Below are 10,383 nucleotides of genomic sequence, written 5' to 3'. Positions count from 1 at the left end.
TGCACGGCGATCACACGCCCTTCGGTCGCTTGGCGCGCCGCCTTGAGAACGGCAGTAATTTCAACCGGATGGTGACCGTAGTCATCAATAATCGACACACCGTCCACTTCGCCCACCTTGGTAAATCGCCGGTTAACGCCGCCAAAGCCCGCCAAAGCGGCACGGATTTCTTCGCCCTTGATGCCAAGGTGGCGCGACACGGCAACGGCGGCCAAGGCGTTCGACACGTTGTGATCGCCCGGCATCGGCAAGGTGCAATCCTTGATCGTGATGTCTTCGTTCTGGAACTGGATGTCGAAATGCGCCACGCCCGCCTTGTAGTGCAGGTTGACTGCGCGCACATCGGCCTGAGCATTAAAGCCATATGTCATCACGCGGCGGTCCGTGATCTTGCCGACCAACGCCTGCACTTCGGGGTGGTCAATACAGCAGATCGCCAGACCGTAAAACGGAATGTTCGAAACGAAATCAAGGAACCCCTGACGCAGCGTGTCAAAATCCCCCCAGTGTTCCATGTGTTCAGGGTCGATGTTGGTCACGATGGCGATGGTTGCAGGAAGGCGGTTGAACGTGCCGTCGGATTCATCCGCCTCGACCACCATCCATTCGCCCTGCCCCATCCGCGCGTTTGAACCGTAGGCGTGGATGATGCCGCCGTTCACAACGGTCGGATCAATGCCGCCCTTAACCAGCAGTTCCGCCACCATCGTGGTGGTCGTGGTCTTGCCGTGGGTGCCAGCGACGGCGATGTTGGACTTCAGGCGCATCAGCTCGGCCAGCATCTCGGCGCGGCGCACGATGGGCAGACCCGCAAAACGCGCAGCGTCCAATTCGGGATTGCCCGGTTTGATCGCCGACGAGATCACTATAACTTCGGCACCCTCGATATTCTCGGCGCGCTGGCCTTCGAACACAGTTGCCCCCAGTTGGACAAGGCGGTCGGTGATTTTGGTGGCCTTCAGGTCAGAGCCCTGCACGCGGTAACCTTGGTTCAGCAACACTTCGGCAATGCCCGACATACCGATGCCACCGATGCCCACAAAATGGATCGGCCCCACATCCGTAGGAAGCTTGGTTGCTGCGTTCATGTCTGTTTTCCTTTGTTTGCCAAGGCTTCCACCATCTGGGCCAATTCTTCTGCGGCATCGGGTTTGCCCACTGACAGTGCGGCCCGCGCCATCTGCAGCGCCCCGTCGGGACTTCCCAATACCATTTCGATTTGTGCGCTTAGACTGTCGGGGTTGGCCATATCTTCGGGCACCAAAATCGCCGCCCCTGCATCGATCAAACCGCGTGCATTGGCGGTTTGGTGATCCCCCGTCGCCGCAGCATAAGGGATCAGGATTGAGGGCCGTCCGATTACCGACAGATCCGCCACGCTTGACGCGCCTGCGCGGCTGATCACCAGTTGGGCTTCGGACATGCGGCGCGGCACGTCATGGAAAAACGGCTGCACATCGGCATTGATGCCATTTTCCGCGTAAAACTTGGCGACCCGTTCACCATCTTCGTCGCGGGCCTGATGGCTGACGCGAATGTTGCGCAGCATCTCCATCGGCAGGTTCGCGATGGCAGGCGGCACGACTTCGCTTAAAATACGGGCACCTTGACTGCCGCCCATGACAAGCAGTTCCATCGGGTAATCGCCCGGTGCGATATAGCCCGCACCCGCGCGTTCCAGAACCGAACCGCGCACCGGATTGCCGACGTGATGCGCTTCGACCCCTTCGGGTAATGTCGTGGGCCAGGTCCCGCAGGCCACCGCATCGACGCGCTTGGCAAAAATTGTGTTTACCCGCCCCAGAACACCGTTTTGTTCGTGGATCATCCGCGGCTTGCCCAACATCCATGCCGCAGCCAGCGCCGGGATCGACGGATAGCCGCCAAACCCCACAACGACCGCAGGCTTGTCACGCAACATACCAAAAGCAGCGCCAACCACGCCGCCGAAAATACGAAACGGCACCAGCGCCTTGGCCACAAGTCCGCCGCGTGCAAAAGTGGCACTGCTGATCTGCTGGATCTCGACCGTATGCGGAAAGCCGCCCGTATAGCGCGCACCGCGCGCATCGGTGCTTAACTTGACACGCCAACCACGCGCCAGCATCACTTCGGCCAGCGCTTGGGCGGGAAACATGTGCCCGCCGGTGCCGCCTGCTGCGATGATCAGCAAAGGTGATGTCATCTGTTTCGTCCCCGACCCAAAAGATCGCTAATTTGCCCTTGGGGCCGCGACCGTGTGAAGGCCAATAGCATACCAACTGCGATGCCAGAGGCAATCACCGAAGACCCGCCATAACTGACAAAAGGCAAGGTCATGCCCTTGGCCGGCAGCAACCGCACGGCGACGCCCATGTTGATCATTGCCTGCACGCCGAACATGCACGCCAATCCTGTGCCCGCAAGGCGGATGAAGGGATCACGTTCGCGCACCAGACGCAGCAACGACCTAACCACCACCACACCATAAAGCGCGATCACACACATCACCAGGATCAGCCCGTATTCTTCGGCGGCCACAGCAATGATAAAATCCGTATGGGCATCGGGCAGCGACCATTTCACCTGTCCCTCGCCCACGCCCACGCCGAACAGCCCGCCTTCGCGGATCGCATCGGTCGCATATCCCAACTGGGTGCGTGGGTCGACGTCAGGCGATAGAAACCCGTCAATGCGGCGTGCGAAATGTTCAGAATTGGAATAGGCGACGCTGCCCGCAACAACGACCAGACCGGCCATACCGACCAGCAACACCAGCGGTGCACCGGCAATGAAATACATCACCCCCCAGCCGAACAACACCAAACAGGCCTGACCAAAGTCAGGCTGCAAGGCCAGCATCAAGACAATCGCGATGCACAGCGCAAAGGACCAGGTCTTGCCGGGTGGTCCGTTGATCTCAAGCGAGGCGGCCATCATCCACGCGGCAACCACCACGAACCCCGGCTTCAAAAACTCGGAGGGTTGAAAGGACGCAAAACCCATCGAATACCAGCGCACCGCACCTTTGCCGAAATCCGTGCCGAAAAACGGTAGCAGCGCAAGCGCTACAAAAGACACCAGAAACCCAACGACCGCCAAACGCCGCACAACCGTGGGCGACAGCATCGATGTCAACAGCATCGCGATGATGGCAAGAAAGCCGAACACCGCTTGACGCTGGACATAGTGAAACGAGTCAAAACCGTTTTTAGCGGCCAAGGGCGGCGACGCGGCCAGCCCCAGAAGAATGCCAACGGCAAACAACATGAGGATGCAAGACATCGCCCATTTGTCGATCGTACGCCACCACTTGGGAAGAACAGGCTCCGCATCGCGAACGGGAACCGCGCCATAGACCATCTCTGTCATGGTAATATCTGCCTTACACTGCCTCAAACCGCCCCTTTTCGGGGTCTAGCTTACAGTCTAACCCCATTTGCTGGGCACGGCTAGTCTGTTTTCCACCTCCTCGCGCAAAGCCGCCACCGCCCGCACGCCCTTGACGCGTGAGCCCCTGTCGGGCAAAGCGCGTGCCATGCATTACACCACAGTGATCCTTGGTGCCGGAGCCGCCGGTATGATGTGCGCCGCCCATGCGGGCGGGTCGGTGCTTGTCGTCGATCACGCAAAAGCGCCGGGCGAAAAAATTCGTATATCGGGTGGCGGGCGCTGCAACTTTACCAACATGCACTGCACGCCCGATGCCTTTATCTGCGCCAACCCGCATTTCGCGAAATCAGCGCTGGCCCGTTATACCCAATGGGATTTCATCGAACTTGTCGATGCCCATGGTATCACGTGGCATGAAAAAACTCTGGGGCAGTTGTTTTGCGATATCTCGGCCAAACAGATCGTCGCCATGCTGCACGCTCTGATGCAAAAATCAGGGGTAGACCTGCACCTGAACAGCAGCCTCGAAGGCATCGAAAAAACCGACATCGGTTTCAAGATGACGCTGATCGGCCCTGACGGCGGCACGCCTGTCACTGTCACCGCCGACCATCTGGTCATCGCATCAGGCGGCAAATCCATCCCCAAGATGGGTGCCACGGGCCGCGCCTATGACATCGCCAACCAGTTCGGCATTCCCGTCACCCCGACCCGCGCAGGGCTGGTGCCCTTCACCTTCACCGACGCCCGCTTTGCGCCGATCTCGGGCACCGCAGTGCCGGCCCGTGTCACCGCTGGTGATACGACTTTCGACGAAGCCCTGCTGTTCACCCACCGCGGCCTGTCAGGCCCCGCGATTTTGCAAGCCTCAAGCTATTGGGACGAAGGCACGGAAATCACCCTTAACATCCTGCCATCCAATGACCTGCTGGTGAAATTGCGGGAACAGCGGCAGATCTACGGGCGCCGCAACTTTACCACCGAACTGGCCCAACACCTGCCCGGCCGTCTGGTGGACCACCTTGCCAATCAGTTCGACCTGACCGGCAACCTCGCCGACTGGTCCGACGCCCGGCTGCAAACACTCTGCGACACCCTGTCAAACTGGACAATGACCCCCACCGGCACCGAAGGTTACCGCACCGCCGAAGTCACCTTGGGCGGGATCGACACCAACGCGCTGTCCTCCAAAACCATGGAAACCAAAACCATTCCCCGCCTCTATTTCATAGGGGAATCCGTGGACGTTACCGGCTGGCTCGGCGGGTATAACTTCCAATGGGCATGGTCCTCGGCCATGGCCGCTGCCCGCGATATCGCAAAACCCTAGGCGCTTTCCAAATGGATTAAAATCCCGGGGGGAACAGACGTTCGGGTCTGTGGAGGCAGCGCCCCGAGACCGGTTCACAAAAACGCTTGCACCCGCGTGACGAAATCCTCACCGCGCCGCTCAAAACTGTCATACTGGTCAAAGCTCGCCGCCGCCGGGGCCAGCAACACCACATCGCCCGCCTCCGCCTCGGCCACGGCCCGCACGACGGCGACATCCATCGTGCCACATACCTCGGCCTCAACCCCCAGACGCATCGCAAACTGCGCCGCCTCGCGTCCGATCACATAGGCCTTGCGCACCGTTGGCAAAGCTTCTGCCAAAGCGCCCAAGCCCCCGTCTTTTTCAAGCCCTCCGCAAATCCAGCGGATGTTCTCAAACGCCGCCAAAGCCTTTACCGCGCTGTCAACATTGGTCGCCTTGCTGTCATTGACAAACCTGACCCCGCGTACCTCGCCGATGGTCTGGCTGCGGTGGGGCAAGCCACCAAAACTTGCAAACGCCGCCTCGATCACCTTGGGGGCAAACCCCAACGACCGGCACGCCGCATAGGCCGCACAGGCGTTTTGATGGTTATGCGCCCCCGGCAGACCCGTGACATTGCGTAAATCAATCGATCCAACCTGCTTGCCCTTGCGGTACTCGGACAAGAACCCTTTTCGCGCAAACACGTGCCAGCCTGGCCCGCTCAACTTGCGATCAACCGACACACGGATCACCCGGTCATCGGCGGCCCCTTCGCTTAGCTGGCCCGCCAGATACCGCCCCTCGGCCTCGTCCACACCGATAATCGCGCGGTCCGGGCCACCTTCGGCAAACAACCGACGCTTGGCGGCAAAATAGCCACCCATCCCGGCGTGCCGGTCCAGATGATCGGGGCTAAGGTTGGTGAAAACGGCAATATCCGGTGTCAGATTGCGCGCCAGATCGGTCTGGTAGCTCGACAGCTCCAACACCACGACCTCGCCATCAATCGCAGGCTCGATATCCAGCACACCGCGCCCGATATTGCCCGCCAATTGCGTCGGCCGGCCCGCATGTTTCAAAATGTGATGAATCAAGGCCGAGGTCGTGGATTTCCCGTTTGAGCCCGTGACAGCGATGATCTTGGGAATCTGATCGAAATCATCCCAGTCCCCGGTCGCAAAACTTTGGAAAAACAACCCGATGTCATTATCCACCGCGACACCCGCATCCTGCGCCGCCACAATCACCGGATTCGGCGCAGGATAAAGATGCGGAATACCGGGGCTGACAACAAGGCGCGCAACATCGTCAAACGCCCCCGCCTTCAGCAGATCGAGGCACGCAAACCCCTCGGCCTCTGCCGTGTCGCGCGCGGCCGGGTTGTCGTCCCAACACACAGGCACCGCCCCGCCCGCCGCCAAGGCACGCGCCGCCGACAGCCCTGACCGCCCCAAGCCCAAAACCGCGACTTTCGCGCCTGCCAAACCCTGAACTGGTATCATGACCGATCTCCTGTTAGCGATGCCCGACAAACTTTCGGAGCGTTTCATGTCCCCTCTGCCAGATATTCTGACCCAGCTCAACGACGACATGCGCGCAGATGATCTCTGGGGCGATGTCGCCAGCTATATCCCCGAACTTGCCCATATCGACCCCGCTCAGTTCGCCATCGCGGTTACAACCGCCGACGGTGAGACCTTCACCGCAGGGGACGCCGACACATCATTTTCGGTGCAGTCCATCACCAAGGTCTTCACATTGGCCATCGCCTTGGGGCGATCTGGCGACCAACTTTGGCGGCGCGTGGGCCGCGAACCGTCAGGCAAAGCATTCAATTCCATCGTCCAGCTGGAACAGGAAAACGGCCGCCCGCGCAATCCCTTCATCAACGCGGGTGCCATCGTCACCACCGATGAAATCCTCACCGGTCGCTTGCCGCGCGAAACCCTTGCTGAAATCTTGCAGTTCATCCGCGCTGCCGCAGGCGACGACGATATTCACATCAACGAAGCCGTTGCCGCCTCCGAGACAACTCACGGCCACCGCAATTTCGCGCTGGCCCATTTTCTTGCGTCCTGCGGCAACCTCAACAATGCGCCCGAAAAAACCCTCGGTACGTATTTCCACCACTGCGCAATTGAAATGACAGCCCGCCAACTCGCCATGTCCGGACGCTTTTTGATCGACACCCCGAAACTGCCGCGCCTGATCCTGCCGCAACGCATCCGCCGCCTGAACGCGCTTATGCTCACATGTGGCCACTATGACGGCTCCGGCGATTTCGCCTACCGCGTCGGGCTGCCTGCGAAATCCGGTGTCGGCGGCGGCATCCTCGCCATCGTGCCGGGCGTCGCCAGCGTTGCCGTTTGGTCACCCGGCCTCAACCGCTATGGCAATTCGCTCAAAGGCACCGAGGCCATGGCCCGCCTAGCCCGCGCCATGAGCTGGTCCATCTTCTAAATCAGCTTCATTTTGCCGAGTAAACTCCGGGGGGATCGGCCAAAGGCCGATGGGGGCTGGCCCCCATCACCGCCCGCCGCAGGCGCTTGCCCACCGTAAGCCCTTAGCGGACTTTCAGCGTCGCCAACCCGATCATCGCCAGGATCAACGAGATGATCCAGAACCGGATTACGATCTGCGGCTCGGCCCAGCCTTTTTTCTCGTAGTGGTGGTGGATCGGGGCCATCAGAAACACCCGCTTGCCCGTGCGTTTGAAATACAGCACCTGAATGATCACCGACAACGCCTCGACCACGAACAGACCGCCAACGATTGCAAGAACCAGCTCGTGCTTGGTGGCGACCGCGATGGCCCCCAACGCGCCGCCAAGCGCCAATGATCCTGTGTCGCCCATAAACACTGCGGCAGGCGGTGCATTATACCACAAAAACCCAAGGCCACCGCCAAAGATACCGGCGGTAAAGATCAGGATTTCACCGGTGCCGGGCACATAGTGCACGTCAAGATACTCGGTAAAGTCGACCCTGCCCACGGCATAGGCAATCACGCCAAGCGCACCGGCCGCGATCATCACTGGCATGATGGCCAACCCGTCCAGCCCATCGGTCAGGTTCACCGCGTTGGCCGATCCCACGATCACGATGATCGAAAACGGCACGAACAGATAGCCAAGGTTGATCAACGTGTCCTTGAAGACCGGCAGCGCAAGTTGGTTTTGCAGCTCGGCAGGGTGGTATTGCGCCGCCCAATAGGCCGCGATGCCCGCAATGGCGAACCCCAGCAGCAGCCGCACTTTGCCCGACACGCCCGCCGAGGTCTGCTTGCTGACCTTGGCGTAATCATCGGCGAATCCGATGGCCGCAAAGCTCATTGTAACGAACAGCACCATCCAGACATAGGGGTTATCCAGCCGCGCCCACAGCAGAGTCGAGGTCAGCAGCGCGCCCACAATCAACAACCCCCCCATGGTCGGCGTGCCTGCTTTGACGAAATGCCCCTCGGGGCCGTCATCGCGAATGGGTTGGCCTTTGCCTTGCCGGCGGCGCAGAACCGCGATCAGCGGCTTGCCGAACAGGAACCCGAAAACCAGTGCAGTCAGAAACGCCCCACCAGCCCGAAAGGTGATGTAGCGGAAAAGGTTGAAGAAATCGCCGCCATCCGACAGCAGGGTCAACCAATAGAGCATCGTACGCGTCCTAACTCAAAATCTTGTGGGGGCAAAGCCTAGCCCAGTTTTGTGACCGGATGGCCCATTTTACGGATCGCGTCAACGATCAGGCCCAATTTCATCGACAAAGACCCTTTGGCCAGCACAACATCGCCACTGTCCAACTGGGCCGCGAGGCCCGGCAGCAGTTCTGCAGATGTCGCGGCCCATTCGCCACGCTGATGTGCCGGGATCAGATCATAAAGCGACCGCATCAAGGGGCCAACGCAGTGGATCACGTCCAGTTTCTTGGTCGCGTCCAGATGCGCCAGCCCCGCGTGCAGGGCGATTTCATCAGGGCCGAGTTCCTTCATATCGCCCAAATAGGCAATCCGCCGCCCCTTGCTGACACGGCGAATGTCGTGGGTGACGTCTGCCGCTGCCAATACCTCAAGCGCCGCCGCCATCGAGGTCGGGTTAGCGTTATAGCTGTCGTCGATCAGGTTGAGGGTCATGTGCGTTTCGACTGTGTCCAAATAGATCACCTCGCGCACGCCGCGCCCCTTATAGGGTGTCCAGCGCCCCAAGGACGCCGCTGCCAGCGCAAGATCGGCCCCCATCGCCTGTGCCACGGCCAGCGCGCCAAGGGCGTTCATCGCAAAATGCCGCCCCGGTGTGCCGATCTTGAAAAGCAAGGGCGTGCCATCGGCATCAGCTTGAACCACGGTCACATCGCCTTGGACCTGCACGTCTTTCAATTTGAAATGATAGGCGTTTTCACCGAATTCGATATCACGCAACCGGCGGTCCACAGCCTTGGCCATCAGAATGGCAGCATGTTCGATATCGGCGTTGATCACGGCCACGCCGCCGGGTTCCAGCCCGTCAAAGATCGCTGCCTTTTCAACCGCAATACCCGCGACGTCGTCAAAGGCTTCCAAATGCACGGCATTGACCGTTGTGACCATCGCCGCGTCAGGCTTGGTCAGGATCGCCAGCGGAGAAATCTCTCCGGGGTGGTTCATCCCGATCTCGATCACGGCATATTCAGTGTCCACAGGCATCCGCGCCAGTGTCAGCGGCACGCCCCAGTGGTTGTTATAACTGTCTACCGACGCATGCGCCCGCCCCTGATCCGCGAATATCGCCAGCAGCATTTCCTTGGTCGATGTTTTGCCAACACTGCCCGTCACCGCGACCACTTTGGCCTTTGTGCGGGCGCGTGCGGCAGCGCCAAGCGCCTCGAGGCCCTGCAACACGTCATCAACAATCAGCAAGGGCGCATCGTCGGCAACGCCTTCGGGTACATGACTGACCAGTGCGGCACCTGCGCCTTTCTCCAGCGCTATGGCAACGAAATCATGGCCGTCGCGCACGTCTTTGAGGGCCACAAACAGATCGCCCGCGGCAATGGTGCGGGTGTCGATCGACACGCCATCACAAGCCCAATCGCCGACCACGCGGCCGCCCGTTGCCGCTGCCGCCTCTGCTGCTGTCCACAAGCTCATGTTAGCCTCCCGTCCAGTGCCGCGACCGCGACGCTGGCCTGTTCCACATCATCAAAGGGCAAGACATCGTCGCCGATGGTTTGCCCGGTTTCATGTCCCTTGCCCGCGATCAGCAGCGCATCACCGGGGCCGATGGCATCCACCCCGCGCAAGATTGCCTCGGCACGGTCGCCGACCTCGGTCGCGTCGGGGGCACCGGCCATCACCGCCGCGCGGATCACTGCAGGGTCTTCCGAGCGCGGGTTGTCATCGGCCACAAACACCATATCCGCATGTTCTGCCGCCGCCCGCCCCATCAAGGGCCGTTTGGTCGTGTCGCGGTCGCCGCCAGCGCCCACGATGGCCACCAGACGCCCCATCACATGGGGTCGCATCGCCTGAAGCGCGGTCGCAATGGCATCGGGCGTATGGGCGAAATCCACAAATACCGCGCCGCCATTGTCACGGGTCGCGGCCAGTTGCATGCGGCCCCGCACGGTCGTCAGATGCGGGATCGTATCGAACACATCAGCAGGCTTGGCCCCGCAGGCAATGACCAGCCCGCAGGCCAGCAGCACGTTATCCGCCTGAAACCCGCCAATCAGGTTCAGCCGTTTCTG

9 protein-coding genes are annotated in these 10,383 nt (G+C 60.5%); 2 read left to right on the top strand and 7 right to left on the bottom strand.

The window, feature by feature from the left end:
• The 3 genes from murC to ftsW all read right to left on the bottom strand — a co-directional run.
• On the bottom strand, positions 1-1,088 hold a 1,088-nt coding region (gene murC / locus ABYT07_RS15975; RefSeq protein WP_372993030.1), incomplete at its 3' end, for a UDP-N-acetylmuramate--L-alanine ligase.
• Positions 1,085-2,185 carry a UDP-N-acetylglucosamine--N-acetylmuramyl-(pentapeptide) pyrophosphoryl-undecaprenol N-acetylglucosamine transferase gene (locus tag ABYT07_RS15970; protein ID WP_372993029.1) on the bottom strand — a complete coding sequence of 367 codons (1,101 nt, stop codon included), beginning with the start codon at positions 2,183-2,185 and terminating at the stop codon, positions 1,085-1,087. The genes ABYT07_RS15970 and murC, both read right to left, overlap by 4 nt.
• Positions 2,182-3,351 (bottom strand): putative lipid II flippase FtsW, encoded by a 1,170-nt coding sequence (gene ftsW, locus ABYT07_RS15965; protein WP_372993028.1) that lies wholly within the window; start codon positions 3,349-3,351, stop codon positions 2,182-2,184. Before ftsW ends, ABYT07_RS15970 begins: the two co-directional genes overlap by 4 nt.
• A gap of 166 nt (positions 3,352-3,517) precedes the next feature.
• Between ftsW and ABYT07_RS15960 the strand changes: the two genes are divergently transcribed.
• Complete coding sequence (locus tag ABYT07_RS15960; protein WP_372993027.1) at positions 3,518-4,702, top strand: NAD(P)/FAD-dependent oxidoreductase; 1,185 nt, start codon at positions 3,518-3,520, stop codon at positions 4,700-4,702.
• A 74-nt stretch (positions 4,703-4,776) separates the two neighbouring features.
• Here ABYT07_RS15960 and murD read toward each other — a convergent pair whose 3' ends face one another.
• Positions 4,777-6,171: a UDP-N-acetylmuramoyl-L-alanine--D-glutamate ligase gene (gene murD, locus ABYT07_RS15955; RefSeq protein ID WP_372993026.1), complete on the bottom strand. Its 1,395-nt coding sequence runs from the start codon at positions 6,169-6,171 to the stop codon at positions 4,777-4,779.
• A gap of 46 nt (positions 6,172-6,217) precedes the next feature.
• Between murD and ABYT07_RS15950 the strand changes: the two genes are divergently transcribed.
• On the top strand, positions 6,218-7,129 hold the full coding sequence (locus ABYT07_RS15950; RefSeq protein ID WP_372993025.1) for a glutaminase: 912 nt from the start codon (positions 6,218-6,220) through the stop codon (positions 7,127-7,129).
• A 103-nt stretch (positions 7,130-7,232) separates the two neighbouring features.
• Here the strand turns inward: ABYT07_RS15950 and mraY are convergent, their stop codons facing one another.
• The 3 genes from mraY to ABYT07_RS15935 form a co-directional block, all read right to left on the bottom strand.
• Entirely contained in the window at positions 7,233-8,315 is a 1,083-nt protein-coding gene (gene mraY / locus ABYT07_RS15945; protein WP_372993024.1) for a phospho-N-acetylmuramoyl-pentapeptide-transferase, read from the bottom strand.
• A gap of 38 nt (positions 8,316-8,353) precedes the next feature.
• Positions 8,354-9,784 carry a UDP-N-acetylmuramoyl-tripeptide--D-alanyl-D-alanine ligase gene (gene murF / locus ABYT07_RS15940; RefSeq protein ID WP_372993023.1) on the bottom strand — a complete coding sequence of 477 codons (1,431 nt, stop codon included), beginning with the start codon at positions 9,782-9,784 and terminating at the stop codon, positions 8,354-8,356.
• A partial coding sequence (locus ABYT07_RS15935) for a glutamate ligase domain-containing protein (RefSeq protein ID WP_372993022.1) occupies positions 9,781-10,383 on the bottom strand: 603 nt, incomplete at its 5' end. The genes murF and ABYT07_RS15935, both read right to left, overlap by 4 nt.

The organism is Sulfitobacter sp. (genome assembly GCF_041552635.1).
In the GTDB taxonomy this organism is placed as follows: Bacteria; Pseudomonadota; Alphaproteobacteria; order Rhodobacterales; family Rhodobacteraceae; genus Sulfitobacter.
Note: the sequence above shows the minus strand (reverse complement) of the source record. Positions and strands in the feature narration are given on the sequence as shown.

What these genes read in the sequence shown, in the direction of transcription:
- mraY (WP_372993024.1), bottom strand. Translation starts at nt 8,315, where the DNA reads ATGCTCTATTGGTTGACCCTGCTGTCGGATGGCGGCGATTTCTTCAAC.
- ftsW (WP_372993028.1), bottom strand. Translation starts at nt 3,351, where the DNA reads ATGACAGAGATGGTCTATGGCGCGGTTCCCGTTCGCGATGCGGAGCCT.
- murD (WP_372993026.1), bottom strand. Translation starts at nt 6,171, where the DNA reads ATGATACCAGTTCAGGGTTTGGCAGGCGCGAAAGTCGCGGTTTTGGGC.
- ABYT07_RS15970 (WP_372993029.1), bottom strand. Translation starts at nt 2,185, where the DNA reads ATGACATCACCTTTGCTGATCATCGCAGCAGGCGGCACCGGCGGGCAC.
- ABYT07_RS15960 (WP_372993027.1), top strand. Translation starts at nt 3,518, where the DNA reads ATGCATTACACCACAGTGATCCTTGGTGCCGGAGCCGCCGGTATGATG.
- murF (WP_372993023.1), bottom strand. Translation starts at nt 9,784, where the DNA reads ATGAGCTTGTGGACAGCAGCAGAGGCGGCAGCGGCAACGGGCGGCCGC.
- ABYT07_RS15950 (WP_372993025.1), top strand. Translation starts at nt 6,218, where the DNA reads ATGTCCCCTCTGCCAGATATTCTGACCCAGCTCAACGACGACATGCGC.